Origin of the sequence: Phenylobacterium sp. (assembly GCF_035569475.1) — a bacterium.
In the GTDB taxonomy this organism is placed as follows: domain Bacteria; phylum Pseudomonadota; class Alphaproteobacteria; order Caulobacterales; family Caulobacteraceae; genus Phenylobacterium.
This window is the reverse complement of record NZ_DATMNA010000003.1, coordinates 13,446-40,443: the sequence shown is the minus strand read 5'-3', so window position 1 is coordinate 40,443 and position 26,998 is coordinate 13,446. Positions and strand designations below refer to the sequence as shown.

Sequence of the window (26,998 nt, the reverse complement as noted above, 5' to 3'; positions counted from 1 at the left end):
CGAGCCGGCCGCGTCGGAGGCCCGGCTGAAGCGCCTCTATGGCGTCGAGACTCTGGACGGGTTCGGGGCGCTGTCGGGCGCGGAGGTCTCGGCGCTCGGCCTGATCGCCGCCCACCTGGAGACCACCCAGGCGGGCAAGCTGCCGGCGCTGTCGCCGCCGCGCCGGGCGGGCGAGGCCGACGTCATGGCCATCGACCCGGCGACCCGGGCCAGCCTGGAGATCGAGCGGGCCACCTCTGGTTCGCGGGACGGCTCGCTCCTGGGCGCCATCGATCGCACCGTGACCGCGCCCGGCGCGCGCCTGCTGGCCGCCCGGCTGGCGCGGCCCCTGCTGGACCCCGCCGCCATCGACGCGCGGCTCGACGCCGTGGCCTGGTTCTGCGAGCACCGCCCGCAGCGCCAGAAGCTGCGCGAGGCGCTGAAAGGCCTGGGCGACATGGCGCGCGCGCTCTCGCGCCTGGCGCTGGGCCGGGGCGGTCCGCGCGACCTGGGCTGCCTGCGCGACGGCCTCTCCATCGGCGAAGCGGTGGCCAGGCTCTTCGTCTCGACCCGCGATCCGCTTGTCGAGCTCCCCGCCGAGATCGCCCAGGCCCTGGCGGCGCTCAACCCCGCCCTGCATCCCGACCTCGCCCAGTTCCGCGCCCTGCTGGACGAGGGCCTGGGCGGCGACCTTCCGTCCCTCGCCCGCGACGGCGGTTTCGTGGGCCAAGGCGTGCGGCCGGAGCTGGACCAGGCCCGGGCGCTACGCGACGACAGCCGCCGGGTGATCCTCGGCCTTGAGGCCAGGCTCGCGTCCGAAAGCGGCGTGGCCCTGAAGATCCGCCACAACGCCGTCCTCGGCTATTTCGTCGAGACCACCGCCAAGGCCGCCGAGCCGCTGTTCGCCGCGCCGCTGAACGCGACGTTCATCCACCGCCAGACACTGGCCAACCAGGTGCGCTTCACCACCGTCGAACTGGCCGAGCTGGACGCCAGGATCGCGCAGGCGGCCGAGCGGGCGCTGGCCATAGAGCTCGACACCTTCGAGGCCTGGCGTGACGCCGCCGTCGGCGTGGCCGCCGATCTCCAGGGCGCCGCGAGCGCTGCCGCGCGGCTGGACGTGGCGTCCGGCGTCGCCGAATGGGCCGAGGACGTGGGCGCGAGCCGTCCGAGCGTCGACCGCTCCACGGCCTTCGAGGCCGAGGCCGCGCGCCATCCCGTGGTGGAAAACGCCGTGCGCCGCGCCGGCGAAGCCTTCACCCCCAACGACTGCCGGCTGGACGGGGCGGGCGCGGGCGGCCCCAGGCTGGCCCTGGTCACCGGCCCGAACATGGCCGGCAAGTCGACCTTCCTGCGCCAGAACGCCCTGCTGGCGGTCCTGGCCCAGGCCGGCTGCTTCGTGCCCGCCAGGCGCCTGCGTCTGGGCGTGGTCGACCGCCTGTTCAGCCGCGTGGGCGCCGGCGACGACCTCGCGCGCGGCCGCTCCACCTTCATGGCCGAGATGGTGGAGACCGCCGCCATCCTCACCCAGGCGACGCCGCGCTCCTTCGTGATCCTGGACGAGATCGGCCGCGGCACGGCGACCTACGACGGCCTGGCCATCGCCTGGGCCTGCGCCGAGGCCCTGCACGAGACCAACCGCTGCCGCGCGCTGTTCGCGACGCACTACCATGAGCTTGCGGTGCTGGAGCAGCGCCTGGCCTATGTCGCCAACCTGTCGCTGAAGGCCAAGGAGTGGAACGGCGATCTGATCTTCCTGCACGAAGCCGGCCCCGGCCCCGCCGACCGCTCCTACGGCGTCCAGGTCGCCAAGCTGGCCGGGGTGCCGGCGCCGGTGGTGGCGCGGGCCAGGGACGTGCTGGAGCGTCTGGAGCGCGAAGCCGCCGGCCCCGCCAACCTGGACGACCTGCCGCTGTTCGCCGCCGTCGCGGAGTCCGCGCCCTCCAACGGGCCGAGCGCGGCGGAAGAGGCCCTGCGGGTCATGGACCCCGACGGCATGAGCCCGCGCGAGGCGATGGAGGCGCTCTACCGGCTGAAGGGCTTGGCGGGGTGACCTTCCCTCCCCCGTCGCGGGGAGGGGGCGAGCGCAGCGAGACGGGTGGGGAAGTCATGCTCAAGCGCTGACTCCGCGCTCCGAAGCACGCTTCCTCACCCGACCTCGGCTTCGCCCCGGCCGCCCTCCCCACAAGGGGGAGGGAAATGGCCAAGAATTCCTATATCCACCTTGCATGCCCCCGCGCCTGAAGCCCACCCGCCTGGAATACGTCGTCGACGGCGTGCGGTTGCGCGCCCAGCTCTCGGCCGCGGCCCTGGAGGCGGGCGACGGGCCGGCGCAGCGCAAGGCGGCGCTGGAGATCCTCAAGGCCGCCCTGTTCCGTGGCCGGATGATCGCCAAGGAGCGGCTGGAGAACGGGGCCGGCGGGATCGAGACGGCCCGGTTGATCTCCGGCGTCACCGACGAGGTGATCACCGCGCTCTGGGACTTCACCACCGTCCACGTGTTCCGCGCCCGCAATCCGACCGAGGGCGAGCGCTTGGCGCTGATGGCCGTGGGCGGCTACGGCCGCGGCACGCTGGCGCCCTATTCCGATATCGATCTGTTGTTCGTGCGGCCCTACAAGCAGACCGCCCACGCCGAGAGCGTCATCGAATACATGCTCTACGCCCTGTGGGACCTGGGCTTCAAAGTCGGGCACGCTTCGAGGACGGTCGAAGAGTGCATCAAGCTTTCCCGCGAGGACTTCACGATCCGCACCTCGATCCTGGAGGCGCGGCGGCTGAGCGGCGACCAGAAGCTGGCGGACGAGCTGGTGCGGCGCTTCCAGCACGAGGTGGTCAAGGGCACCGGGGCTGAGTTCGTCGCCGCCAAGCTGCGGGAGCGCGACGAGCGCCACGCCCGCGCCGGCGCCAGCCGCTACATGGTCGAACCCAACATCAAGGAGGGAAAGGGCGGCCTGCGCGACCTCAACACCCTGTTCTGGATCGCCCAGTACCTGCATCCCGGGCAATCCATCGAAAAGGTCATGCAGCTCGAGATGTTCGAGCGCCGCGAGGTGCGCGCGTTCATCCAGGCCTTCGACTTCCTGTGGGCGGTGCGCGCCCACCTGCACTTCACCACCGGCCGGCCGGAGGAGCGCCTGACCTTCGACCTGCAGCCGGAGATCGCCCGGCGGATGGGCTATGGCGACCGCGCCGACAACCCGGCCGTCGAGCGGTTCATGCGCCGCTACTTCCTGATCGCCAAGGAGGTGGGGGCGCTCACCCGCGTCTTCGCCGCCAAGCTGGAGGCCGAGCGGGTGAAGACAGCGCCGCGCGGCCTGTCACGCCTGCTGCCGGCCCGCCGGCCCAAGCGCAAGCGCCTCGACGAGCCCGGCTTCCATGAGATCGCCGGGCGGCTGAACATCGACGGCCCGCAGGTCTTCGAGCACGACCCGATCAACCTGCTGCGCCTGTTCAGGATCGCCGACGAGCGCAACCTCGACCTGCACCCCGACGCCTTCACCGCCGCCACCCGGCTCGCACCGCTGATCACCTCGGCCGTGCGGCGCGACCGCCAGGCCGCCCAGGTGTTCCTGCAGGTCCTGGCCCACGGGCGCGATCCGCAGCGGACACTCACCCTGATGACCGACGCCGGCGTGCTCGGCCGCTACCTGCCGGAGTTCGGGCGGATCGTCGCCCAGATGCAGTTCAACATGTACCACTCCTACACGGTGGACGAGCACACCCTGCGGGCCGTGGGCGTGATCGCCGACATCGCCGCCGGGCGTTTCGCCGAGGAGCATCCGCTGTCGACCACGGTCATGCCGCTGATCGTCGACCGCGAGGCCCTGTTCCTGGCCATGCTGCTGCACGACACCGGCAAGGGCGGGGTCGGCGGACAGGAGAAGGCCGGCGCCCGGGCGGCGCGCTCCGCCTGCGAGCGGCTCGGGCTGGAGCGTTCGAAGATCGAGCTGGTGGCCTGGCTGGTCGAGCACCATCTGGTGATGAGCGACACCGCCCAGAAGCGCGACATCTCCGACCCCCGCACGGTCACCGACTTCGCCAAGATCGTCGAGACGCCGGAGCGGCTGCGCCTGCTGCTCGTGCTGACCGTCGCCGACATCCGCGCCGTGGGGCCGGGAGTCTGGAACGGCTGGAAGGGCCAACTTCTGCGCGAGCTCTACGGGGCGACCGAGGCGGTGTTCCGCGGCGGCCGCGGCTCCGACAGCGCCGCGGCGCTGAAGCGCTACCACGAGAACGCCGCCTACGACGCCCGCGTCCGGGTGGCCAAGGCCGATCCCGCCTCGGAGGCCTGGGCCGACGCCATGGAGGACGCCTATTTCTCGGCCTTCAGCGAAGGCGAGGTCCTGGCCCACGCGGCCCTTTCGCGGCGGGCGGCCCCCGACGACGGGAAAGGCGGCGCGGCGGCCGAGGGCCGGGTGCGGCTCGACCGCAACGCCGCCGAGGTGGCGGTGGCCGCGATCGACCGCCGCAGGCTGTTCGTCGACCTGGCGGGCGCGATCACCGGGGCCGGCGCCAATGTGCTGGGCGCGCGGGTCTTCACCTCGCGCACCGGCCAGGCGCTCGACGTCTTCTACCTGCAGGACGCCGCCGGCCAGCCCTACGGGGCCGACAACCCGCGCTCGCTGAGCCGGCTGGTGGAGAGCCTGGAGGCCGCCGCCCGGGGCGAGCCGGTGGCGCACGAACCGCGCCGCGCCGCCGACCTGGGCCGGGCGGCGGCCTTCTCCATCGAGCCGGCGGTGATGCTGGACAACGACGCCTCGGAGACCTCGACGGTGGTGGAGGCTTCGGGCCGCGACCGACCAGGCCTGTTGGCGGCGCTCGCCCGCACCATCGCCGACGCGGGCCTGTCGATCCTGTCGGCCCACATCGACGGCTACGGCGAGCGCGCCGTGGACGCCTTCTACGTCACCGGGCCGAACGGCGAGAAGGTGACGGACGCCCGCAAGGGCAATGCGCTCAAGGCCGCCCTGCTGGCCGCCCTGAACGACATCGACCAGGAAGAGCCCCGCCGGGCCAACCTGCAGCGCGCCCGGGCCAGCGTGGCTCGCTGACCGCAAATGTACATTTGTAGTTTCATTTGAATTACAAATGTAGTTTTATCCCCTCGAAGCGACGCGGGGGATTCCATGGGACATCGGACGGGCGTCACTCTGGCGACGATGCTGGCGAGCGTGGCGCTCGCGGCCCAGGCGCAGGACCAGGCCCCGTCGACGGCGCCCGCGAAGCCCGCCGCGCCCGCCAAGTCGCAGGGGGCCGCCCACACGGTCGACGCCGTTACGGTCACCGGCGCCTCCACTCAAGGATTTCGCAGCGAGATCGACCGCAAGAGCTACGGCATCGCGTCGGACCTGCAGACCACGACGGGTTCGATCAGCGACGCGCTGCGCAACATCCCTTCCGTCGAGGTGGACCCGCAGGGCGCCGTCTCCCTGCGCGGCGACACGAACGTGACCATCCTGTTGGACGGCAAGCCGTCCGGGCAGTTCAAGGGCGCCGCCGCGGGCCAGGCGCTGCAGGCCTTGCCGGCGGATTCCATCGAGCGGGTCGAGGTGATCACCAACCCCTCGGCGGAGTTCTCGCCCGAGGGCGCGGCGGGGATCATCAACCTGATCAGCAAGAAGACCCGTAAGGCGGGCGGCTCCGGGTCGGTGCGGCTCACGCTTGGCAATCAGGGGCGCCGCCAGGCCGGCGTCACCGGCTCGTACAACTCCGAGAAGCTGACGGTCTCGGGCGACGCCAACGCCCGATACGACCCGCAGAGCGCCGAGGGGGTGGATCGGCGCGAAATCCTCGATGGACAGGGTCATGTGCTCGGCGCCAGTCAGACCGAGAACCATGGAGGCGGCCACCTCGACCGCTGGGCCGCCCACGCCAGCGCCGACTATGACCTCGATCCCAAGACCCGGATCAGCGGCGACGCCCGCTTCAGCCACCTGGACGTGGACCAGTCGCCGGAGGCGAAGTTCCAGGGCGAGGACCCCACGGGCGCGCTGATCCAGGCCTTCGACAAGGCGGGCCGCTTGAAGTGGGGACTGGGCGATGGCGAGGCGCAGGCGACCCTGCGCCGGACCTTCAGCGGGGACGACCACACCCTGACGGTGAACCTGGCGCGCGAACACATCGCCGAGGCGCGCGACCAGGCCTTCAACCTGATCACGACCTTGCCGCCCGGCCCGGCGGTCTTCACGGACCTGCAGACCCGGAACACCGCGGACCGGACCGAGCTGAAGGCCGACTATGGCCGTCCGATGCCCGCGGAGGGCAAGCTGAAGGCCGGCTACGACCTGCGGATCGACGACAACCGCTACGATAACCAGGGCCTGATCGGAGGCTCGCCCGCAAGCGCCCTGCCGGACCCGCTCCAAAGCAACCTCTTCCTCTTCAAGCAGACCATCGCCGCCGCCTACGCGACCTACGAGCAACCGTTCGGCGCCTGGACGGTGCTGGGCGGCCTTCGGCTGGAGGACGTGCGGCTCGGCATCCGCCAGGTCACCGCCGCGCAGACGCACGACACCAGCTATTTCCGCCCCTATCCGTCCCTGCACCTGGCCTACAAGGTCTCCGACGCGCAGCAGTTGATCCTCAGCTATTCGAAGCGGGTGCAGCGGCCCGGTCCGGAGGACCTCAACCCGTTCCGGATCCAGCTCAGTCCGCTGAGCTTTCAGGCCGGCAATCCGAACCTGCAGCCGCAGACCACCGACAGTTTCGAAGCTGGCTACCAGTACCGGGCCGGCGGGGCCTTCTACCTGGCGACCCTCTACTATCGCCGAAACCAGCATGGCGTGACCGACGTGGTCACGGCCCTGGGCGGCGGCGTGCTGCTGAACACCAAGGCGAACCTCACCGACAGCAAGGCGGCGGGCCTGGAGCTGGTGGCCAACGGCCACCTCACCAAGACGCTCAGCTACAGCGTCTCCACCAACCTCTATTGGAACGAGATCGACGCCGCGAGCGACGGCCTGCAGCAGCTGCTGGACTTCGCCGGGCGCCGCTCAGCCTTCGAGGTCGGCGGCCGGGCGAGCCTGACCTGGCAACCCACGCCCAACGACACCTTCCAGGTGACCACCAATGTCAACGCCAAGCGGCTCACGCCCCAGGGGTTCGTCGAGCCCTTTGCGCTGACCTACCTGGGATATCGCCACAAGTTCAGCGACGCCCTGTTCGGCGTGGTCACCGTCCAGGATCCCTTCGAAGGCCTGCGCTTCCGGCAGGTCACGTCGACGCCGATCCTGCAGGACCACAGCGAGCAGCACATCCACATCCGCGGGATATTCGTGGGCTTCACCCGCACCTTCGGCGGCGCCGGCAAGAAGCCCAAGGAGCCCGGGTTCGATTTCGGCGGCGGCTCGCAGTAGATGCGCCGAACAAGCTTCACGGCTGGAACCCGGCGGCCGGTCCGCCGGCCGGGGCGCAGCCGTTGCAGGCGATGTCTCTAGGCCGCCGCGCCCTCGGCCACGGGACCGCGCTCCGGCGGATGGAAGAAGGCGGCGAGCAGCAGTACGGCGAGCGCCGCCATGCCGGTGGGGACCATGAACAGGCTGCGGTAGTCGACCTTGCCGGCGGCGTCGGTCCAATGGGCGATCAGGCTCGGGAAGAGGAAGCTCGCGGCGACGTTGCCGATCCCCAGGATCAGCAGGTTGAACAGCCCCTGGGCGCTGGAGCGGACATCCTTCGGGAAGGTCGCGTCCACGAAGATGTACACGGTGGCGAAGAAGAAGGCGTAGCAGACGCCGTGCAGCAGTTGGACGGCGATGATCACCGGCACGCTGTCGGCGAAGAAGGCGAAGACCGAGAAGCGCGCGGCGTGGCCAAGGATGCCCACGATCATGGTGGTCTTCCAACCCAGTCGGGCGAGCACGCCGCCCAGGATGAACATCGTCACGATCTCGGCCAGCTGGCCCAGGCTCAGCACGATCATCGACAGGTTTCCGGCGATGCCCACCCGGTTGGTCAGGAAGTTGTCGGCCATCACGAAGTAGCCGTTGTGGATGACGCTATCGATGAAGGTGACCAGGAACAGCACGCCCACGAACGGCACGCCCAGGAGCTTGATCGCCTCGCGCCAGGCCAGCGGGTCGGCGGCTTGCGCGTCGCGCTTGGGGGGCGTGTGCGGCAGGGTCAGACTGTAGGCCGCCAGGGCAAACGAGACGATCGCCGCGACCAGGAAGATCCAGCGAACCTGCGCCGCGTCGGCCTTGGCGCCCAGCAGGAAGACGAACGGCCAGCTCACCAGCACCCAGCCGACCGTGCCGCCCATTCGAACGGCGCCGAAGTCCTTGGCCGGGTCCTTCAGATTGGCGAAGGCGATGGAGTTGGAGACCGACAGCGTCGGCACATAGAGCAGGCTGAAGACCAGGTAGGCCACGAAGAACGGCCAGAAGCTGGTCAGGAAGGCGCAGGCCGCCAGCGCCAGGCCGCTCAGCGCATGGCTTCCGGCCATGAACCGCTCGGCGGCGAAGTTGCGGTCGGCGAACTGGTTGGAGAAGAAGATCCCGGCCACCGAGGCGATGCCCCAGGCGCTGCCGACCAGGGACTGCTGCCAGGGCGCGAAGCCCAGCATGCCCATGTAGGGGAACAGCTTGGGCGCCCAGGCGCCCCAGACCGCGAGCTGCAGCACCATCATCAGAAAAAGCCGCATCCGGACTGTCATCTTCGCTCCCCTGGCGTGGGTCTCAAGGCCCCGCTTGGCCTATCGATTACACAGTTGACGCCCAAGCGCACCCATCACGATCCGATCGGCAGACGCCTCGCCCCCGGCGCGGTTTGACCTCTCCCGCAGCCGGCGCCAAGTTCGCTGCAAGTCAGTGGTTCGCAGGGGATTAAAGAGCATGGCGCAAGTGAGCGAGGCGCCTGGTCCTTTGCGCATAGGCTTCGTGGGCTCGGGCTTCATCGCCAAGTTCCACGTCAAGAGCTTCCAGTCCGTCCGCCACGCCCAGATCACCGGCGTCTACAGCCCGACGGCCGGCCATCGCGACGGCTTGGCGGCGATGGTCAACGAAGCCGAACTCGGCCCCTGCCGCGCCTACGCCGACCTGGAGAGCCTGCTGACCGCCGATGACGTCGACGCCATCTGGCTGCTCGCGCCCAACGACCGGCGCCTGGAGGTCATGCGGGCGATCCACGACGCGGTGAAGTCCGGCCGCTCCAAGGTCCGCGCGGTGGCCTGCGAGAAGCCGCTGGGCCGCACGCTCGCCGAGGCCCGCGGGGTCCTGCGGCTGGCGGAGGACGCGGGCCTCGCCCACGGCTACCTCGAGAACCAGGTCTTCTCCACCGCCGTCGAGCGCGGCAAGGAGATCGTCTGGCGGCGCGCCGTGCCCGCCTCGTCGCGGCCCTACCTGGCCCGCGCGGCGGAGGAGCATTCCGGCCCGCACGAGCCCTGGTTCTGGCAGGGCCCTCGCCAGGGCGGCGGGGTGATGAGCGACATGATGTGCCACTCCGTGGAGGTCGGCCGCTTCCTGCTCACCGCGCCGGACGCGTCCCGCGCCAGCCTTACCGTGAAAACCGTCCAGGGCTCGGTCGGCTATCTGAAATGGACGCAAAGCCGCTACGCCAAGTCCCTCGCCAGGGACTTCCAGGGCGTCGAGATGCAGGCCCATCCGGTGGAGGATTTCGCCCGCGCCACCATCACGCTCGAGGACGAGACCGGCCAGGAGCTGATCGTCGAGGCCTCGACCTCCTGGTCCTATGTGGGCCCGGGTCTCAGGATCGACCTGGCCCTGCTGGGGCCGGAATACGCCATGGAATTCTCGTCCCTGAACCCCAGCCTCAAGGTCTTCCTCTCCCGCGCCATCACCGGCGGCCAGGGAGAAGACCTAGTGGAGAAGCAGAACGCCGAGCAGGGCCAGATGCCCATCGTCGAGGACGAGGCCGGCACCTACGGCTACGTCGGCGAGAACCGCCACATGGTCGACTGTTTCCGGCACGGCCGGACGCCCATCGAAACCTTCGAGGATGGCGTCGAGGTCACCAAGATGGTCATGGCGCTCTACAAGTCGGCCGAGACCGGCCAGGTCGTGCGCCTGCCCGACGACTCCCTGGAAACCTACGTGCCGGTTCCGGCGCGGACTGGAGCCTGAACCATGGCGGCTGAGCCCTATGACGTGATCATCGTCGGTTCGGGGGCCGGGGGCGGGATGAGCGCCTACCACCTGACCAAGTCCGGGATGAAGGTGCTGATGCTGGAGGCCGGGCGCGACTACGACCCGCGGGTCGAGACCCCGATGTTCAACACCAACGCCGAGGCGCCCCTGCGCGGCGTCGGCACGCCGGACAAGCCCTTCGGCTTCTACGACGCCACGGTGGATGGCGGCTGGCAGGTGCCCAACGAGCCCTATACCGTGGCCGAGGGCTCCGAGCCCTTCATCTGGTGGCGGCCCCGGATGCTGGGCGGGCGCACCAACCACTGGGGCCGCATCGCGCTCCGCTTCGGGCCGCTGGACTTCAAGCCCAGGAGCCGCGACGGCCTGGGCCACGACTGGCCGATCGCCTACGACGACCTGGCGCCCTGGTACGACAGGACCGAGAAGCTGATCGGGGTCTCGGGCGCCTATCCGCCGCAGAACCTGTTGAACACCCCCGACTCGCCGGCCGGCTGCCTGATGCCGTCCGCGCCGCCGCGCGCCTTCGAGCTGTTCTACGGACGGGCCTTCAAGGCCATGGGCATCCCGGTCATCCCGATGCACGGCGCGGTGGTCACCGGCCAGATGGAGGGGCGCAACACCTGCCTCTTCGCCACGCCCTGCGGCCGCGGCTGCGCCATCGGCGCCAACTTCCAGTCGACCACGGTCCTGCTGCCGCCGGCCATGGCCACGGGCAACCTGACCATCGCCACCAACGCCCTGGTCTACCAGGTCGACCTGGACAAGGCCGGCCGCGCCAAGGGCGTCACCTACGTCGACCGCAAGACCGGCGAACACCATTCGGCCACGGCCAAGGCGGTGGTGCTGGCCGCCGGCTCCGGCGAGACGGCGCGGATTCTGCTCAACTCGAAGAGCGCCAAGTTCCCCGACGGCCTGTGCAACACCCACGGCATGGTCGGCCGCTACCTGATGGACAGTGTCGGCACGGGCGTCTCCGGCCAGTTCCCGCACCTGGAGGGCCTGCCGCCCACCAACGACGACGGCCAGGGCACCCAGCACACTTATATTCCCTGGTGGGGCTACGAGAAACAGAAGGAGCTGGGCTTCGCCCGCGGCTACCACATCGAGATCGGCGGCGGCCGCCACATGCCATCCATGGGCATGGCCGGCCTGGTGCGCGACGACGAGAGCCTGGTCGGCGACGACCTGCGGGCGAAACTTCGCCAGCGGTTCGGCTCGACCATCGGCTTCGACGGCCGCGGCGAAATGATCCCCAACGACGACTGCTATTGCGAGATCGATCCCGTGGCGAAGGACCGGTGGGGCATCCCGGTCCTGCGGTTCCACTGGAAGTGGGGCGAGCACGAGATCAACCAGGCGGCCCATGCGGTGAAGACCTTCCTCGAGGTCATCGACCGCCTGGGCGGCAAGCCCGAGGGTCACGTCGAGACCGACGGCCGGAAGGCGATCTCCAAGGGCGGCGAGATGATCCACGAGATCGGCACCGCGCGGATGGGCCACAACGACACCGACTCCGTGGTCGACCAGTTCGGCCGGAGCTGGGCCGTGCCCAACCTCTTCGTCATGGATGGCGCGGTGATGGTCTCCAGCCCGGACAAGAACCCGACGCTGTCGATCCTGGCGCTGGCCTGGCGCTCCGCCGACAACCTGGCGACCGTCGCCAAGCAGGGGGCCCTATGAGCACCGAATCCCCGGAACCCTATGTCTCCAAGATCGACCGACGCACGGCGCTGGCCTGGGTCGGCGTGGTGGGCGCGGCCATCGCCGGCGGCGCGGGCGTGGTGGTCTATGGGCCGAAGATGGGCGGCGACGTGGTCACCCGCGGCTACGGGACCGACCCCAAGCTCGCCAAGCCGGAAAAGGCCCCCTGGTCGCGGATCATGACGCCGGACCAGTTGACCACCGCGGCGATCCTCGCCGACTACATCCTGCCGGCCAGCGCGACCGCCCCCTCGGCCAGCTCGCTGGGCGTGCCCGACTTCATCGACGAGTGGGTGAGCGCGCCCTATCCGGACCAGGTCAAGGACCGCCCGTTGGTGATGAACGGGCTCAATGCGCTGGGCGCGAAGGTGCTGAAGGCCTCGGCCGCGGACCGCGCCGCGGCGCTCGCGGCCCTGCCCAAGGCGACGGACGCCGCGACCCAGGCCTTCTGGAAGAAGGTCCGCCACCTGACCATCGGCGCCTATTACACGACCGAGGCCGGCTTCAAGGACATCGGCTATATCGGCAATGTCCCGCGGACCTCAGACCCCGGTCCGTCGGACGAGGTCAAGGCGCACCTCGACCGCGCCTTCCAGCAACTCGGCCTCTAGGAGCGCCTCAAGATGAAAGCCCTCGCCCTCGGCCTCGCGGCCGCCGTCCTCGCCATGGCCGCCGCCCCCGCGCTCGCCGCCGACAACACGCTCACCCCCGCGGAGCAGGCGGCGGGCTGGAAGCTGTTGTTCGACGGCAAGTCGACCACCGGCTGGAAGGGCTTCAAGACCGCCGCGCCGGACGCCGGCTGGACCGTCAGGGACGGGGTGATCGGTCCCGACCCCAAGACGTCGAAGGACCTGGTCTCCAAGGAGGACTTCGAGAACTTCGAACTCGATTTCGACTGGAAGATCAGCCCGAAGGGCAATTCCGGCGTGATGATCCACGTGATCCCGGTGGGCGAGGAGACCTACGAGAGCGGGCCCGAGTACCAGATCCTCGACAACGCCCACGGCGAGGCCCCGCCGCAGCAGGCGGGCTCCTTGTTCGCCCTCTATGCGCCGTCGATGGACATGACCAAGCCGGTGGGCCAGTTCAACCACGGCCGCATCGTCGTCGACCACGGCCGCGTCCAGCACTGGCTGAACGGCATGAAGGTCGTCGAATACGACATGAACTCCGCCGACTTCAAAGCCCGCGTGGCGGCGTCGAAGTTCAAGCGCTGGCCCCAGTTCGCCACCGGCAAGACCGGCGCGATCGCCCTGCAGAACCACGGCGACGCCGTCTGGTTCAAGAACATCAAGATCAAGGTGCTCAAGTAGCAAGAGCGAAAACCGCCTGCGCAAGACCTGTGTAGGCCGCGAGCAGGTGATCGAAGCGCGCCCGACGGCGATCCACCGCGAAGTCCCTTCTAACGCGGGGACACGCGGCGCATAAGGAAACGTTCCAATTCCACTCACCCCGCAGGTCTGATGAAGCGAAACCGTCCTCGCACCTTGGGCATGCTTGTGGCCGTCGCAGTGCTCGCCGCCCCGGTCGCGCCGACATCCGCCGCCACCCAGCGGGCCAGCGCGGCGGCCCAGGGTGCGACGGCGAGCGACCTCGATCCTGCGCCGGTCGCCGCGCTCGCCCGACAGGTCGATGAAGCCGAGGCTCAGCTCGACAGCATCTCATTGCACGCGCGATCGAACGCACTTGGCGACGCGGATTTGAGAGCCCGGGTCGTAGCGATCGCACCGATCCAGGCACGGCTCGCCGACGCCCTGGACAACCTCAACCCACGCCTCAAGAGCGCTGACGCCCGGATCGCCCAGCTTGGGCCGGCGCCAACGGCGGGGGAGCCGCCGGAGGACGCGGAGACCGCTCAAAGCCGCCGGGAGATCCTGCGCTATCGCCAATCTGTCGACACCTAGGTCAAACAGGCGCGGCTGCTGGCCACCGAAGCCGATCAACTGAGCGCCTACCTGGATGACCGGCGCCGCCGGCTGTTCTCCCAGCGGCTGTGGGTTCACAGCCGTTCCCTGCTGGACCCTGGACTGTGGGTCGACTTCGCCCGCGACGCACCCGCGGACCTGCTTAAGCTCAACGCGGTTCTGTATGGGGAACGCGCGCTGGTCGCCGACCGCGCCAGGTCCCCGGGCGCCGCGGCGGTCTTGACGCTCGCCGCCCTTCTTGCCGCCCTGCTGGTGGCGCCTGTCCGGCTGCTGCTCAATCGCTGGGGGGAAGTCCGCCTGGCGAAACGGTCCGCCGCCGGGCGGACCGCGGCGGCCCTGATCGCGGTCTGGTGGGTCCTTGTCGCCGTCCTCACGCCCTTGGTCGCCGGCGCCGTCGTCAAGGGGGCGCTGGTGGACACCGGAGCCTCAACGCCGCTCTTCGCCCAGATCTGGTCGCTGCTCTGGAAGGCGGCCGTCTTCGGAGCCCTCGTCGAGAGCGCGGCGAGAGCGCTCCTATCCGCCCGATGGCCCGCATGGCGCGTGGCGCCGATCTCCGACGTCGCCGCACGCCGCCTGGCGCCCTACCCGGTCCTGATCGCCGTCAGCGCGGCGCTGGCGGGATTCCTGGCCAGTTTGAACAACCTGCTGGGCGCCAGCAGCGCCACGAGCGAGGCCGTCGGCTGCCTGACGCTCCTCCTCGAACTGGCGGTCATCGCCAGCGCGCTCGGTCAGATCGGCCGCGCTCGTGTCGCAGAAGCCGAGGCCGCCTCCACGGCCGCGGACAGCGCCAATGTTCAACTGCCGTGGATCCTCGCCGCGATCGCCGCCTGGTTGGCCTTGGCCTGCGCCGGCGTCGCGATGGTGGCGGGCTATCTGGCGCTCGCGACCTTCGTGATGCGGGAGTTCGTCTGGGCCGCCGCCGTCCTTGCAGCGCTGTTCATCCTGATGCGCGGCGTCGATACGGCCGTCGCCTGGCTGCTGTCGCCCAACCGCCCGCTTGGGCGCGCGATCCGCATCTCGATCGGGCTCTCGACACTGGGGGTCGAGCAGGTCGTCGAGCTCGTCTCGGGTCTGGTGCGTTTGGCGCTGTTGCTTGCGGCCTGGGCGGCGATCCTCGCCCCGTTTGGCGCCGACGCCCAGGACGTGTTCGGACGCATCACCTCGACCGATCTCGTCCTGCGGCTGGGGCAGGTCTCCATTTCTCCTGGCGCCATTGCGGGGGCCCTGCTGGTCCTCGGCATCGGCTTGGCCGCAACCCAGGTCCTGCGCGTCTGGCTGGAGTCGCGCTATCTTCCGAAGACCCGGATGGACCTCGGCGTGCGGACCTCGCTGGCCTCCGGCGTGACCTACGTCGGCGTGTTCGCGGCGTTCCTGTTGACCTGCGCCTATCTGGGCCTGAGCCTTGACCGCATCGCCCTCTTCGCGAGCGCGTTGTCGGTCGGTATCGGATTTGGGCTGCAGGCGATCATCGGCAACTTCGTGTCGGGCCTGATCCTGTTGGCCGAGAGGCCCATAAAGGTCGGCGACTGGATCGCCATCGGGGACATGGAAGGCGATGTCCGTCGAATCAACGTGCGCGCCACCGAGGTCGAGATGGGCGATCATTCGCGTCTGATCGTGCCCAATTCGGAGCTCGTGTCGAAGATCGTCCGCAACGTCACCCACGGCGCGGCCCTGGGTCGCGTAAAGATCGTGCTTTCCTTGGACGCCCGAAGTGACCCGCTGGTCGTCCGAGACCTGCTCATGCAGCGCCTCCAGGTCCATCCCGACGCGCTCAGCGATCCGGCGGCGGCCGTCTACATGACCGACATCAAGGACGGAGCCATGGAGTTCACCGCCTTCGTCTACCTCGCTTCACCGCGAGAGGCGTTCAAAGCCAAGAGCGATCTGCTCTTCCAGATCCTGCCCGACCTCAAGGCGCACGGCATAGCGCTCGCGACCTCAAACCCGGTGGTCCACGTCGATGTGGGAGATCGGCCTATGGAGCCGAGCGGCGCCACAGCCTGACGAAGGGGGCAAGGCGCCGTCCCGCGGAAGAGGCCCGCCTTCCTCCATCGCGGGAGAAGGACCGCATATCCACCGTCCGCGCCGCGCGCTAGTTTGCGCCCCGTGAATCGCCGCTGCCCGAGACGTCCGTGACCGCCACCTCCACGCCCGAGCCGGCGGCCGCCAAGCCCAAGCCGGAGGCCGCGAAGCCCGCGGGCCTGATCCGCTCGTCGCTGGTCAATTCCGGCTTCACCCTGGTGAGCCGGTTCGCGGGGCTCCTGCGCGACCTGGCGCTCAGCTACAGCATGGGGGCCAGCGCCGGCTTCGTGGCCGACGCCTTCAACACCGCCTGGGCGTTCCCGAACCTGTTCCGCCGCATCTTCGGCGAGGGCGCCTTCTCCTCTGCCTTCGTGCCGGCCTATTCGCGCTCGCTGGTGACCGACGGCGAAGAGGTGGCCGACGTCCTGGCCGCCGACGCCATGGCGACGCTGGCCGCCGCCTCGCTCGCGATCACGGTCGTGGCCGAGTTGGCCATGCCGTGGCTCATGTACCTGATCGCGCCCGGCTTCGCGGCCAACCCCGAGAAATTCAAGCTGGCGATTCTGCTCACCCAGATCACCATGCCCTACCTGCCGTGCATGGCGATCTACGCCCACCTCTCGGGCGTGCTGAATGCGCGCAATCGTTTCATTCTGTCAGGCGCGGCGCCGATCCTGCTAAATCTGTGGACCCTGGCCACGGTCCTGCCAGCCAAGACCCCGCACGAGGCCGCGGTCTGGGGCTCCTGGGGGATCATCCTCGCCGGCATCTCCCAGGCCGCGTTGCTGTGGTGGGGGGTGCGCCGGTCGGGGGCCAGGGTCGACGTTCGTTGGCCGCGGCTCACGCCCGAGATCAAGAAGCTCATCGGCCTGGCCATTCCCGGCGCCATCGCCGCCAGCGCCACCCAGATCAGCGTCTTCGTCTCCGGTATCCTGGTCAGCCAGGTGAACGGGGCGCGCTCCTGGTTGTTCTACTGCGAGCGGCTCTACCAGCTCCCCCAGGGCCTGATCGGCGTGGCCATCGGCGTGGCGCTGCTGCCCCGGCTATCGCGGAGCATCCACGTCGGCGACGAAAAGGGCGCCGGGGCGGCCATGGACCAGGCGGTAATATTCTCGATGGCCTTCGCATTGCCTTGCGCCGTGGCCCTGATCACCATCCCGTTCTTCCTGATCGACGCCATGTATACGCGCGGCCAGTTCACCGTCGCCGACGCCCATCGGACGGCCAATGCGCTCTTCTTCTACGGCTGGGGCGTGCCGGCTTTCGTGGCCGCCCAGCTCTTCAACCGCGCCTTCTTCGCCCGCCAGGACACCGCCACGCCCATGCGCCTGGGCTTCGTGTCGGTGGCGGCCAATGTCGCGGTGGGGGTGAGCCTCTTCTACTTGATCGGCGTCCCCGGCGTGGCGGCGGCGACCACGGTCGCCTGGTGGACCAACGTGGTGATGATGGCGGTCGCCCTATGGCGGCGATCGCACTACCGACCCACGCCGCAGGCCGTAGACCGACTGCTGCGCATTCTGGCGGCGAACGTCGGACTAGCGCTCGCCCTGGTCGCCGTGAACCACTGGCGCGAAGCGATCCAGGGCGCGTTCGGCCACCTGCACCTGTGGAAGATCGGGGCGAAGGAGTTCGCCATCGGCCTGGTCGCCGTGGGCGCGGCGGGCCTCTATCCCCTGCTGCTGTTCGGCTCGGGCGGCATGACGATCGCCGAGGTGCGCGCCGCGCTGCGCGGCCGCCGCGTCGCCGCCGAAGACTTGTCCTGATCGGCCGACCGGACTATTTCGGCCACATGACGTCTCTGACCTGGCGATGGCGCTGAACGCCCGACCTGCCTCACGCGGGCCTTGCGCCCTCACGCCCATTCCCAGAGAAGCCTGATTCCATGACCGACCAAGCTCCACCCGCCTATGCGGGCAAACCGCGCGTGCTCTCCGGCGTGCAGCCGTCCGGCGACCTGCACCTGGGCAACTACCTGGGCGCGCTCGTGAAATTCGCGCGCCTGCAGCACGAGATGGAGACCTTCATCTTCGTGGCCGACCTGCACGCCATCACCGCCTGGCAGGACCCGGCGAAGCTGAAGCATCAGGTCCGTGAGATCGCCGCGGCCTATCTGGCCACCGGCCTCGATCCCAAGGTCGCCACCATCTTCGCCCAGTCCGCGGTGCCGGCCCACGCCGAGCTCGCCTGGGTGTTCAACTGCGTCGCCCGCCTGGGCTGGCTCGACCGGATGACCCAGTTCAAGGACAAGGCCGGCAAGCACAAGGAACGCGAGAGCGTCGGCCTCTACACCTACCCGGTGCTGCAGGCCGCCGACATCCTGGTCTACAAGGCGACCCACGTGCCCGTGGGGGAGGACCAGCGGCAGCACCTCGAACTGACCCGCGACATCGCCGCCAAGTTCAACCATGATTTCGCGGCGCCGGGGTTCTTCCCCCTGCCCGAGGCGCTGACCCAGGGGCCGGGCGCGCGGATCATGAGCTTGCGCGACGGGTCGGTGAAGATGTCCAAGTCCGACCCCTCGGACAATTCGCGGATCAACCTGACCGACGACGCCGACGCCATCAGCCAGAAGATCCGCAAGGCCCGCACCGACGCCGACGTGCTGCCGGAAAAGCTCGACGACCTGGCCGGCCGCGCCGAGGCGCAGAATCTGGTCGGGGTCTATGCGGCGCTGTCGGGCCGCAGCGCCCAGGACGTGCTGACCGAATTCGCGGGCCAGGGCTTCGGGGCTTTCAAGCCCAAGCTCGCGGACCTGGCGGTCTCGGTGATGGGGCCGATCGGCGGTGAGATGCGCCGGCTGCTGGCCGATCCGGGCGAGATCGACCGCATCCTGGGCGCCGGGGCCGAGCGCGCCCGGGAGGTCGCCGCCCCGACCCTCGCCGAGGTCAAGCGCATCGTGGGTTACTGGGCGGGCTGAACCTTGCGCGCACGGCGAAGGCGCCGCACCGTCGCGGCATGAGCCCGCGCAAGTTCCTGGTCGTGGCCGACGACACGCCGGAGTTCCAGGCGGCGCTGCGCTTCGCCTGCCGCCGCGCCCGCTCCACCGGCGGCCACGTGGCCCTGCTGCGGGTGATCGAGCCGGAGTACTTCGAGCACTGGTCCGGCGTGCGCGAGGAGATCGAGCGCCAGGCCCGCGAGGAGGCCGAGGCGGTGCTGCAAAGGTCCGCGGCCCTGGTGCAGGCCGAGACCGGCCTGCCGCCGGAGTTCATCATCAAGCACGCCGAGAATGTCCGCACGGCGCTGCGCGAGGTCATCGCCGGCGATCCGGCGATCAAGATCCTGGTGCTCGCCGCGGCGGTCGGCGGGCGCGGCCCCGGCCCGCTGGTGGCCTCGCTCGCCAAGGAAGGCGTGAGCTGGGGCGGCCGCAAGGTGCCGGTGACCCTGGTGCCCGGCGACCTGACCGACGACGAGATCGCGGAATTGGCCTAGTCCCTCCTCTTTAGGGGAGGGACAGGCCGCGCCAGCGGCCAGGGTGGGGAAGCCGCGTTCAAGCGCGGAACCTCCCAGCTTGGCCCATAGACCCCCACCCGACCTCGGCTTCGCCTCGGCCACCCTCCCCTGAAGAGGAGGGATGATGCCATGAACTTGCATCCTGCTCTCCGGCGCGCCACATCTTCCCCATGTTCATCCAGACCGAACCGACGCCGAACCCCGAGGTCCTGAAGCTGCTGCCCGGCCGGGACGTGATGGGCGTGGGCACGCGGGACTTCCGCGACGCCGAGGCCGCGAAGGCCTCCACCCTCGCTACGGAGCTGTTCGGCCTCGAGGGGGTGGAGCGGGTGTTCTTCGGCCCGGACTTCCTGACGGTGGGCAAGCTGCCCGGCTACGACTGGAGCCATCTGAAGGCGCCGATCCTGGCGGCCGTCATGGACCATTTCACCTCGGGCCAGCCGCTGTTCGCCGGCGAGGGCGACCAGGCCGGCGGGCATGACGAGGGCGTCTACGAGGGCGAGACCGCCCAGATCGTCGCCGAGATCAAGGACCTGCTGGACACCCGCATCCGACCGGCGGTGGCTCAGGACGGCGGCGACATCCTGTTCAGCCGCTTCGACGCGGGGACCGGCGTGGTCTACCTCAACATGCGCGGCGCCTGCTCCGGCTGCCCGTCCTCCTCGGCGACGCTGAAGGCCGGGGTCGAGAACATGCTGAAGCACTACGTGCCGGAGGTGACGGGCGTGGAGCAGACCCTCTAGAACCCGAAGGGATGATCGTCCTCGGGCTCGATACCTGCCTTTCAAGCTGCTCGGTCGCCGTGCTCGATGGCGGGCGCGTGCTGGCGTCGGCGCGCGAGGTCATGGCCCGCGGGCACCAGGAGCGGCTGGCCCCCATGGCGCGCGAGGTGATGGCGCAAGCGGGCCTGGCCTTCGATCGCCTCGACCGAATCGCCGTAACGGTGGGGCCGGGCTCCTTCACCGGCCTGCGGGTCGGCATCGCCTTCGCCAAGGGCCTGGCGCTCGCGCTCGACCGCCCGGCGGTGGGCGTGGGCGCGCTGGAGGCCCTGGCGGCGCAGGCCTCAGGCCTGGTCTTCCCCGCCATCGACGCCCGCCGCGGCCAGCTCTACCTGCAGGCCTTCGACGGCGGCGCCGCCCTGATGGCCCCCGACGCGCTCACGGCCGAGGTGGCTGCCGCGCGGATCGCCGAGCTGTCCCAGGGCCGCCCCTTCACCCTGGTCGGGTCGGGCGCCGCCCTGCTGGCCGACTTCGCGCCCTCAGCGACGGTGGTCTCCGCCGAGGGGGCCGACGCCCGCGACGTGGCGCGCCTGGCCGCCGCCCGCGCCGGGGGCCCCCTGAAGCCCCTCTACCTGCGCGCCCCGGACGCCAAGCTGCCGGCATGAGGCTGATCCGTTCAACGCCGGCCGAATGCGAAGCCATGGCGCAAGTCCACGCCGAAGCCTTCGACAAGCCCTGGCGCGACGACGAATTCGAGGACCTGCTGGACGGCGAGGGGATCTACGGCTTCCTGGCCGCCGGGCCGGACGAGACGCCGCTGGGGGTCATCCTCTGCCGCGTCGCGGCCGGCGAGGTGGAGGTCCTCACCCTCGGCGTGGCCGCCGCCGCCCGGCGCCGCGGCGTCGCCCGCGCCCTGCTGGCTGTGGCCATGCCCGCCGCCCGCGACCTCGGTGCGGCGGAGGCTTTCCTGGAGGTGGCGGTGGACAATTCCGCGGCCATCGCCCTCTACGACGCGGCGGGCTTTCGCCAGGCCGGCCTGCGCAAGGCCTACTATGACCGAAGGCCCGCGGGATTCACCGACGCCCTGGTGATGCGCCTCGACCTGGGCGCCGCCGCCGCTTAGACCTATCCTGGCTGGGAACTGGGAGTTGGGGAGCCCTCGTGTCGGACCGCATCGAAAAGCTCTGTATCGAGAAGGGCATGCGCATGACCGAGCAGCGCCGGGTGATCGCCCGCGTGCTGTCCGAGGCGCACGACCATCCCGATGTCGAGGAGCTGCATCGCCGCGCCCACGGCATCGACCCGCACATCTCCATCGCCACCGTCTACCGGACCGTGCGCCTGTTCGACGAGGCCGGGATCATCACCCGCCACGACTTCCGCGACGGCCGCTCCCGCTACGAGGAGCACCCCGATCAGCACCACGACCACCTGATCGACATGAAGACCGGCCAGGTCGTGGAATTCGTCGACGCCGAGATCGAGGCCCTGCAGGAAGCCATCGCGCGGAAGCTCGGCTACAGGCTCGTGGATCACCGGCTGGAACTCTACGGCATGCCGATCGAGGAGAAGTGAGCGCTCATCCCTCCTCTTTAGGGGAGGGACAGGCCGCGTAGCGGCCAGGGTGGGGAAGTCGCGCTCAGGCGGCAGACTCTCAGCTTGACCCACAGACCCCCACCCGTCCGAGGCTCCGCCTCGTCCACCCTCCCCTAAAGAGGAGGGATGTTGCAGAGCGCCCCCGCCAACCCCATAACCCCAGCCATGTCCGGCCAGACACCCACAAAGGGGGCGCCCTCCAAGCGCCTCTTCATCAAGACCTACGGCTGTCAGATGAACGTCTATGACAGCGAGCGGATGGCCGATGTGCTGTCGCCGCTGGGCTACGCGCTCAGCGACACGCCGGACGAAGCCGACCTGGTGGTGCTGAACACCTGCCACATCCGCGAGAAGGCCACCGAGAAGGTCTATTCCGAGCTCGGCAAGCTGAAGGAGATGCGCGACGAGCGGGTGGCCGAGGGTGGCTCGCGGATGATCATCGCCGTCGCCGGCTGCGTCGCCCAGGCCGAGGGCGAGGAGATCATGCGCCGCCAGCCCGCGGTGGACCTGGTCGTGGGCCCGCAGGCCTATCACCAACTGCCGGAGCTGATCGCGCGGTCGCACCGCGCCCGGGGCGAGCGGCTCAGCGCCGACTTCGCCGCCGACGAGAAGTTCGACGCGCTGGGGCCGGTCGGCCGCACGGCCCATGGCGTCACCGCGTTCCTGACCGTGCAGGAGGGCTGCGACAAGTTCTGCACCTTCTGCGTGGTCCCCTACACGCGCGGCGGGGAGTGGTCCCGCTCGCCCGAGACCATCGAGGCCGAGGCCCGCGACCTGGCCGCCCAGGGCGTGCGGGAGGTCACCCTGCTGGGCCAGAACGTCAACGCCTATGCCGGCGAAGGTGGGCTCGCCGCGCTTGTGCGCCGGCTGGCGGCGATCCCGGGCCTCGACCGCATCCGCTACACCACCAGCCACCCGCGCGACATGGACGAGGCGCTGATCGCCGCGCATGGCGAACTGGACGCCCTGATGCCCTATCTGCACCTGCCGGTGCAGTCCGGCTCCGACCGCATCCTGAAGGCCATGAACCGGTCGCACACCGCCGAGAGCTACGTCCGCCTGATCGAGCGGATCCGCGGCAGCCGGCCGGACATGGCGATCAGCGGCGACTTCATCGTGGGCTTCCCCGGCGAGCGGGACAGCGACTTCGAGGCGACGCTCGCCCTCGTGCGCGAGGTGAACTACGCCACCGCCTTCACCTTCAAATATTCGCGCCGTCCCGGCACGCCGGCCGCCGCCATGCCGGGCCAGGTGGACGAGGCGGTGAAGGACGAGCGGCTGGCGCGGCTGAACGCCCTGCTGGACGAACAGGCGCGCGCCTTCAACGCCGGCCAGGTGGGCAAGGTCCTGCCGGTGCTGTTCGAGCGCCCCGGCCGCCATCCCGGCCAGCTTATCGGGCGAAGCCCCTATCTGCAGGCCGTCCACGCCACCGCGCCGGATCGCTTGATCGGCAGAATCGTTCCGGTTCGGATCGAGGGATCGGCCCGGATGAGCCTGGCCGGCGCGCTCGTGTCGGATGACGTTTCTGGGGAGCTGGAGCCCGCTTGAGCCGCGCGCCCGAATTCATCACCCTGTCAGACGTCGCCGCCCGTGCGGTGGCCGGCGCCAACTCCCGCCACGCGGCCCTGATCGAGGACGCTTTCGACGTCCTGGTGGAGACTCCCGGCGGCGGGGTTTCGCTGAGCGGCGACGCCAAGGGCCGGACCGCGGCCAAGAAGGCCGTCCACGCCATCGCCGAACGCGCCGACCAGGGCCTCGACATCTCCGAGGCCGATGTGCGCGTGGCCATCGGCAACGCCCGCTCCGGCGCGCCGGGCGCCGGCGGCTTGCCGGTCGGCCGCCGCGGCCAGGTGGCGCCCAAGACCAAGACCCAGGCGGAATATCTGCAGGCGCTCGGCCGCTGCGAGCTGGTGTTCGGCCTCGGCCCCGCCGGCACGGGCAAGACCTTCCTGGCGGTGGCCCACGGGGCCGGCCTGCTGCTGCGCGGCGAGGTCGACCGGCTGATCGTCAGCCGCCCCGCCGTCGAGGCCGGGGAGCGGCTGGGGTTCCTGCCGGGCGACCTCACCGAGAAGGTCGACCCCTACATGGCGCCCGTCTGGGAGGCGCTGACCGACATCCTGGGCGCCGAGCAGCTTCGCCGCCGCCGCGAGAAGGGCGAGATCGAGGTCGCCCCCATCGCCTTCCTGCGCGGCCGCACCCTGGCGCACGCCTTCATCATCGTCGACGAGGCCCAGAACGCCACCCGCCTGCAGATGAAGATGGTGCTGACCCGCCTGGGCGAGGGCGCGCGCATGGTGGTGACCGGCGACCCGACCCAGATCGACCTGGTGAACCTGCGCGACTCGGGCCTGGCTCACGCCGTCGGCCTGCTGGACGGCGTCAAGGGCGTCGCGGTCACCCGCTTCACGGCCGAGGACGTGGTGCGCCATCCGCTGGTCGAGCGGATCGTGCGCGCCTACGACGCCGACGCCGCCAAGGCCGCCCGGCCCGGACCAGGGCCGTCGACTTGACGCCCGACATCGAGATCGAGGATGCGGCCTGGACGTCGGCCCTGGCCCACGCCGAGGCCCTGGTGCTGGCGGCCGCCGAGGCCACCCTGGCCTCCGAGGGCGCGGTCGGCGAGGGCGTGACCCTGCTGCTCACCGACGACGAGACGCTGCGCGACCTGAACGCCCGCTTCCGCGGCCAGGACAAGCCGACCAACGTCCTGTCCTTCCCGGCCCCTACCAATCCTGAGCGTTTCCTGGGCGATATCGCCCTGGCCTACGGCGTCTGTGCGCGCGAAGCGGCCGAACAGGGCAAGCCGCTCGCACATCATCTGCAGCATCTGGTGGCGCATGGGGTGCTGCACCTTCTAGGATACGACCATATCAGCGACGCCGAGGCCTTCGAGATGGAAGGGCTGGAGCGCGCGGTCCTGGCCGGGTTGGGGATCCCCGATCCCTACGCGGCCGGGGAGGGAGACCATGACCGACCCCGCCCCAGCGCCTGACGCGGCCCAACCTCCGGCGCTGTCGCACGCCCATGCCAGGACCCGCGGCGTGCTTTCGCTGTTCGACCGCTTCCGCAGCCGCCCCTCGCAGACCGACGTCGCGCCGCCCGAGCCGGCGATGATCGCCGCCACCGGCGAACTGGTCAGCCAGGCGCGCGCCTTCCAGGACCTGCGGGTCGAGGACGTGATGAAGCCGCGCGCCGACATCGTGGCCATCGACCGTAGCTGCGCCTTCGCCGAACTGGTCGCCCGCTTCGTGGAGGCCGAGCACAGCCGCATGCCGGTCTATCGCGAGACCCTCGACGAGCCGGTGGGCGTGGTCCACGTCAAGGACGTCTTCAAGCTGCTGGCCCGCAAGACCCGCAAGCCACGGCCCACCGACCAGGTGCTGTCCGGCCGCCACAACCTGGTGCGCCCCGTGCTCTATGTGCCGGCCTCCATGCGCGCCTCCGAGCTGCTCGGCCAGATGCGCGCGAAACAGACCCACATGGCCCTGGTGATCGACGAGTTCGGCGGCACCGACGGCCTGGTCACCCTGGAGGACCTGCTGGAGACCCTGGTGGGCGAGATCTCCGACGAGCACGACGACGCCGCCGAGGATGGCCATCCGCCCATCGTCCAGGACGGCGTGGGCTGGGTGGTCGACGGCCGCACCCCGCTGGAGGACCTGGAGGCCGCGATCGGCGGCGGCATCGACCTGGCGCCGCCCGACCTCGACGAGGAGATCGACACCGTCGCCGGGCTGGTCAATGCGCTGGCCGGCCGCGTGCCGCAGCGGCGCGAGGTGGTCGACCATCCCGGCGGCTTCGCCCTGGAGGTGCTGTCCGCCGATCCGCGCCGGGTGAAGCGCGTCCGCGTCCGCCGGCACGCCGCCCCGGCCGTCCAGTCCCACGCCTGAGGCCGCGGTTGCTGAACTGGCGCAATCCGTGGGCGCTCAGGGCGCTCGCCCTCGTGGCCGGGCTGGCCGCCGGGTTCGCCCATCCGCCGTTCGGGGTGCTGCCCGGCCTGCTGGGCTATGCGCTCCTGCTGGCGGTGATCGGCGCGGATGGGCCGCGACCGCTGCGCTCGGCCTTCTTCCGCGGCTGGCTGGCGGGCGTCGGCTATTTCGCGGTCGGGGTCTGGTGGATCACCGAGCCCTTCATGGTCGACGCCAAGGAGCAGGGCTGGATGGCCCCCTTCGCCCTGGTGCTGATGGCCGGCGGTCTGGCGGCCTTCTGGGGCGCGGCGGCCCTGCTCCACCGGGCGTCGAAGGCCAGGGGCGCGGCGGGCGTGCTGGTGTTCGCGGGCGCCCTGGCGGCCTTCGAGTGGCTGCGCGGCCATGTGTTCACCGGCTTTCCCTGGGACCTGCCCGGCGAGACCTGGGCCGCCGGCTCCGCGCCCTCCCAGGCCGCCGCCCTGGCGGGCGCCTATGGCCTGACCTGGATCACGCTGGCCATCGCCGCGGCGCCCGCCGTCCTGGTCCAGCCGGTCGGCTGGCGCGACCGGGCGACCGCCCTGGTCCTGGCGGCGGCGGGACTAGCCGGCCTCTACGGCTACGGCTTCCACCGGCTGGAGATGGCCCCGGAGCCCTTGCCCGGCGCGCCCGTGGTCCGCGTCGTGCAGGCCGACATCGACCAGAAGGACAAGTGGAAGCCCGAGAACCTCAGGCTGGTCTTCGACACCTACGCCGGCCTCACCAAGCGCCCGGCGATTGTCCAGCCGGCCATCGTCATCTGGCCGGAGGGCGCCCTGCCGGCGGTGATCGACGAGCTGGTGGCGCCGGGCTCGCCCTATGCCCCCCTGCTGCGCGACGTGCTGTCGCCCGGCCAGACCCTGCTGATGGGCGCCAACCGCGCCGAGGCGGGCCGCGACGGCGTCACCCGCTACTACAACAGCCTGGTCGCCTTCCGCCGCGAGGCCGACGCCCTGCGCGTCACCGGCGTCTACGACAAGCACCACCTGGTGCCGTTCGGCGAATATATGCCCGCCGCCGATTTCGCGACCCGGATCGGCTTCCGTAGCCTGGTCCACATGCCCGACGACTTCACGGCCGGCGGCCCGTCCCAGCCCATCGCCCCCTGGGGGATGCCGGCCGTCCAGGTGCTGATCTGCTACGAGGCCCTGTTTCCGGGCGTCACACGGTCCGGGGCGGCGCGCGCGGGCCTCCGCCCGGCCTGGATCCTGAACATCTCCAACGACGCCTGGTTCGGCCAGGGCTCCGGGCCGCTGCAGCACCTCAACATCGCCAGCTACCGCGCCATCGAGGAGGGCCTGCCCATCGTTCGGGCCACGCCGACGGGGGTCTCGGCGATCATAGACGCCTACGGACGGACCCGGCCAGGCGCGCGCCTGGGTCTCGGCGACCTGGGGGTTATTGACGCACCCCTGCCGCCTGCCATTGAAATCACAGCCTTTTCCCGCGCGGGAGATAGTTACTTTGGGGGCATGCTTCTATTGTCTGGCTTGGCCGCCTTGGCCTATTTTAGGCGCAGACCGCAAGTTGTCGGCGGCCCTTAGATTTCGAGCACG

Annotated in this window: 22 protein-coding genes and 1 pseudogene; 22 read left to right on the top strand and 1 reads right to left on the bottom strand. The window is 70.3% G+C overall.

The window, feature by feature from the left end; all coding sequences use genetic code 11:
• From mutS to VNW53_RS00375, 3 genes are all read left to right on the top strand, one after another.
• A partial coding sequence (gene mutS / locus VNW53_RS00385; protein WP_325552811.1) for a DNA mismatch repair protein MutS occupies positions 1-2,032 on the top strand: 2,032 nt, incomplete at its 5' end.
• A gap of 175 nt (positions 2,033-2,207) precedes the next feature.
• Entirely contained in the window at positions 2,208-5,033 is a 2,826-nt protein-coding gene (locus VNW53_RS00380) for a [protein-PII] uridylyltransferase (RefSeq protein ID WP_325552809.1), read from the top strand.
• Between the two features lie 75 nt (positions 5,034-5,108).
• Positions 5,109-7,337: a TonB-dependent receptor domain-containing protein gene (locus VNW53_RS00375; RefSeq protein ID WP_325552807.1), complete on the top strand. Its 2,229-nt coding sequence runs from the start codon at positions 5,109-5,111 to the stop codon at positions 7,335-7,337.
• 77 nt (positions 7,338-7,414) lie between these two features.
• On the opposite strand, the gene VNW53_RS00370 is transcribed toward VNW53_RS00375, so the two are convergent.
• Positions 7,415-8,632 (bottom strand): MFS transporter, encoded by a 1,218-nt coding sequence (locus VNW53_RS00370; protein ID WP_325552805.1) that lies wholly within the window; start codon positions 8,630-8,632, stop codon positions 7,415-7,417.
• A gap of 178 nt (positions 8,633-8,810) precedes the next feature.
• Between VNW53_RS00370 and VNW53_RS00365 the strand changes: the two genes are divergently transcribed.
• The 19 genes and pseudogenes from VNW53_RS00365 (at position 8,811) to lnt (ending at position 26,986) form a co-directional block, all read left to right on the top strand.
• Positions 8,811-10,058, top strand: coding sequence for a Gfo/Idh/MocA family oxidoreductase (locus tag VNW53_RS00365; protein ID WP_325552803.1), 1,248 nt, complete (start codon positions 8,811-8,813; stop codon positions 10,056-10,058).
• Positions 10,059-10,061: 3 nt separating this feature from the next.
• Positions 10,062-11,762 (top strand): GMC family oxidoreductase, encoded by a 1,701-nt coding sequence (locus VNW53_RS00360; protein ID WP_325552801.1) that lies wholly within the window; start codon positions 10,062-10,064, stop codon positions 11,760-11,762.
• Positions 11,759-12,394: a gluconate 2-dehydrogenase subunit 3 family protein gene (locus VNW53_RS00355; protein WP_325552799.1), complete on the top strand. Its 636-nt coding sequence runs from the start codon at positions 11,759-11,761 to the stop codon at positions 12,392-12,394. The genes VNW53_RS00360 and VNW53_RS00355 overlap by 4 nt, the downstream gene beginning before the upstream one ends.
• 12 nt (positions 12,395-12,406) lie before the next feature.
• The gene (locus VNW53_RS00350; protein WP_325552798.1) at positions 12,407-13,096 is read left to right on the top strand and encodes a DUF1080 domain-containing protein; all 690 of its coding nucleotides are present in this window, start codon (positions 12,407-12,409) and stop codon (positions 13,094-13,096) included.
• Positions 13,097-13,276: 180 nt separating this feature from the next.
• The gene (locus VNW53_RS00345) at positions 13,277-13,687 is read left to right on the top strand and encodes a hypothetical protein (RefSeq protein ID WP_325552797.1); all 411 of its coding nucleotides are present in this window, start codon (positions 13,277-13,279) and stop codon (positions 13,685-13,687) included.
• A gap of 12 nt (positions 13,688-13,699) precedes the next feature.
• Positions 13,700-13,849, top strand: a pseudogene (locus VNW53_RS19875) (DUF3772 domain-containing protein); the annotation flags it as partial.
• 78 nt (positions 13,850-13,927) lie between these two features.
• On the top strand, positions 13,928-15,715 hold the full coding sequence (locus VNW53_RS00340; RefSeq protein WP_325552796.1) for a mechanosensitive ion channel family protein: 1,788 nt from the start codon (positions 13,928-13,930) through the stop codon (positions 15,713-15,715).
• A gap of 128 nt (positions 15,716-15,843) precedes the next feature.
• Positions 15,844-17,496: a murein biosynthesis integral membrane protein MurJ gene (gene murJ, locus VNW53_RS00335; RefSeq protein ID WP_325552795.1), complete on the top strand. Its 1,653-nt coding sequence runs from the start codon at positions 15,844-15,846 to the stop codon at positions 17,494-17,496.
• A gap of 119 nt (positions 17,497-17,615) precedes the next feature.
• Positions 17,616-18,650 carry a tryptophan--tRNA ligase gene (trpS, locus tag VNW53_RS00330; RefSeq protein ID WP_325552793.1) on the top strand — a complete coding sequence of 345 codons (1,035 nt, stop codon included), beginning with the start codon at positions 17,616-17,618 and terminating at the stop codon, positions 18,648-18,650.
• Positions 18,651-18,688: 38 nt separating this feature from the next.
• The gene (locus VNW53_RS00325) at positions 18,689-19,162 is read left to right on the top strand and encodes a universal stress protein (protein WP_325552792.1); all 474 of its coding nucleotides are present in this window, start codon (positions 18,689-18,691) and stop codon (positions 19,160-19,162) included.
• Between the two features lie 191 nt (positions 19,163-19,353).
• Positions 19,354-19,926 (top strand): NifU family protein, encoded by a 573-nt coding sequence (locus tag VNW53_RS00320; protein WP_325552790.1) that lies wholly within the window; start codon positions 19,354-19,356, stop codon positions 19,924-19,926.
• Positions 19,927-19,940: 14 nt separating this feature from the next.
• Positions 19,941-20,567 (top strand): tRNA (adenosine(37)-N6)-threonylcarbamoyltransferase complex dimerization subunit type 1 TsaB, encoded by a 627-nt coding sequence (tsaB, locus tag VNW53_RS00315; RefSeq protein WP_325552816.1) that lies wholly within the window; start codon positions 19,941-19,943, stop codon positions 20,565-20,567.
• Between the two features lie 35 nt (positions 20,568-20,602).
• A complete protein-coding gene (locus VNW53_RS00310) occupies positions 20,603-21,025 on the top strand; it encodes a GNAT family N-acetyltransferase (RefSeq protein ID WP_325552788.1) in 423 nt (140 codons plus the stop codon).
• Positions 21,026-21,102: 77 nt separating this feature from the next.
• Positions 21,103-21,477: a Fur family transcriptional regulator gene (locus VNW53_RS00305; RefSeq protein WP_325552815.1), complete on the top strand. Its 375-nt coding sequence runs from the start codon at positions 21,103-21,105 to the stop codon at positions 21,475-21,477.
• A gap of 186 nt (positions 21,478-21,663) precedes the next feature.
• Positions 21,664-23,046, top strand: a complete 1,383-nt coding sequence (miaB, locus tag VNW53_RS00300; protein WP_325552814.1) for a tRNA (N6-isopentenyl adenosine(37)-C2)-methylthiotransferase MiaB — start codon at positions 21,664-21,666, stop codon at positions 23,044-23,046.
• Positions 23,043-24,008 carry a PhoH family protein gene (locus VNW53_RS00295; RefSeq protein ID WP_325552786.1) on the top strand — a complete coding sequence of 322 codons (966 nt, stop codon included), beginning with the start codon at positions 23,043-23,045 and terminating at the stop codon, positions 24,006-24,008. Before miaB ends, VNW53_RS00295 begins: the two co-directional genes overlap by 4 nt.
• Positions 24,005-24,490: an rRNA maturation RNase YbeY gene (ybeY, locus tag VNW53_RS00290; RefSeq protein ID WP_325552785.1), complete on the top strand. Its 486-nt coding sequence runs from the start codon at positions 24,005-24,007 to the stop codon at positions 24,488-24,490. The genes VNW53_RS00295 and ybeY overlap by 4 nt, the downstream gene beginning before the upstream one ends.
• A complete protein-coding gene (locus VNW53_RS00285) occupies positions 24,465-25,388 on the top strand; it encodes a hemolysin family protein (RefSeq protein WP_325552783.1) in 924 nt (307 codons plus the stop codon). Before ybeY ends, VNW53_RS00285 begins: the two co-directional genes overlap by 26 nt.
• 8 nt (positions 25,389-25,396) lie before the next feature.
• Positions 25,397-26,986, top strand: a complete 1,590-nt coding sequence (gene lnt, locus VNW53_RS00280) for an apolipoprotein N-acyltransferase (RefSeq protein ID WP_325552782.1) — start codon at positions 25,397-25,399, stop codon at positions 26,984-26,986.
• Positions 26,987-26,998: the final 12 nt, after the last annotated feature.

What these genes read in the sequence shown, in the direction of transcription:
- VNW53_RS00380 (WP_325552809.1), top strand. Translation starts at nt 2,208, where the DNA reads ATGCCCCCGCGCCTGAAGCCCACCCGCCTGGAATACGTCGTCGACGGC.
- VNW53_RS00375 (WP_325552807.1), top strand. Translation starts at nt 5,109, where the DNA reads ATGGGACATCGGACGGGCGTCACTCTGGCGACGATGCTGGCGAGCGTG.
- VNW53_RS00370 (WP_325552805.1), bottom strand. Translation starts at nt 8,632, where the DNA reads ATGACAGTCCGGATGCGGCTTTTTCTGATGATGGTGCTGCAGCTCGCG.
- VNW53_RS00365 (WP_325552803.1), top strand. Translation starts at nt 8,811, where the DNA reads ATGGCGCAAGTGAGCGAGGCGCCTGGTCCTTTGCGCATAGGCTTCGTG.
- VNW53_RS00360 (WP_325552801.1), top strand. Translation starts at nt 10,062, where the DNA reads ATGGCGGCTGAGCCCTATGACGTGATCATCGTCGGTTCGGGGGCCGGG.
- VNW53_RS00355 (WP_325552799.1), top strand. Translation starts at nt 11,759, where the DNA reads ATGAGCACCGAATCCCCGGAACCCTATGTCTCCAAGATCGACCGACGC.
- VNW53_RS00350 (WP_325552798.1), top strand. Translation starts at nt 12,407, where the DNA reads ATGAAAGCCCTCGCCCTCGGCCTCGCGGCCGCCGTCCTCGCCATGGCC.
- VNW53_RS00345 (WP_325552797.1), top strand. Translation starts at nt 13,277, where the DNA reads ATGCTTGTGGCCGTCGCAGTGCTCGCCGCCCCGGTCGCGCCGACATCC.
- trpS (WP_325552793.1), top strand. Translation starts at nt 17,616, where the DNA reads ATGACCGACCAAGCTCCACCCGCCTATGCGGGCAAACCGCGCGTGCTC.
- VNW53_RS00325 (WP_325552792.1), top strand. Translation starts at nt 18,689, where the DNA reads ATGAGCCCGCGCAAGTTCCTGGTCGTGGCCGACGACACGCCGGAGTTC.
- VNW53_RS00320 (WP_325552790.1), top strand. Translation starts at nt 19,354, where the DNA reads ATGTTCATCCAGACCGAACCGACGCCGAACCCCGAGGTCCTGAAGCTG.
- VNW53_RS00310 (WP_325552788.1), top strand. Translation starts at nt 20,603, where the DNA reads ATGGCGCAAGTCCACGCCGAAGCCTTCGACAAGCCCTGGCGCGACGAC.
- VNW53_RS00305 (WP_325552815.1), top strand. Translation starts at nt 21,103, where the DNA reads ATGCGCATGACCGAGCAGCGCCGGGTGATCGCCCGCGTGCTGTCCGAG.
- miaB (WP_325552814.1), top strand. Translation starts at nt 21,664, where the DNA reads ATGTCCGGCCAGACACCCACAAAGGGGGCGCCCTCCAAGCGCCTCTTC.
- VNW53_RS00285 (WP_325552783.1), top strand. Translation starts at nt 24,465, where the DNA reads ATGACCGACCCCGCCCCAGCGCCTGACGCGGCCCAACCTCCGGCGCTG.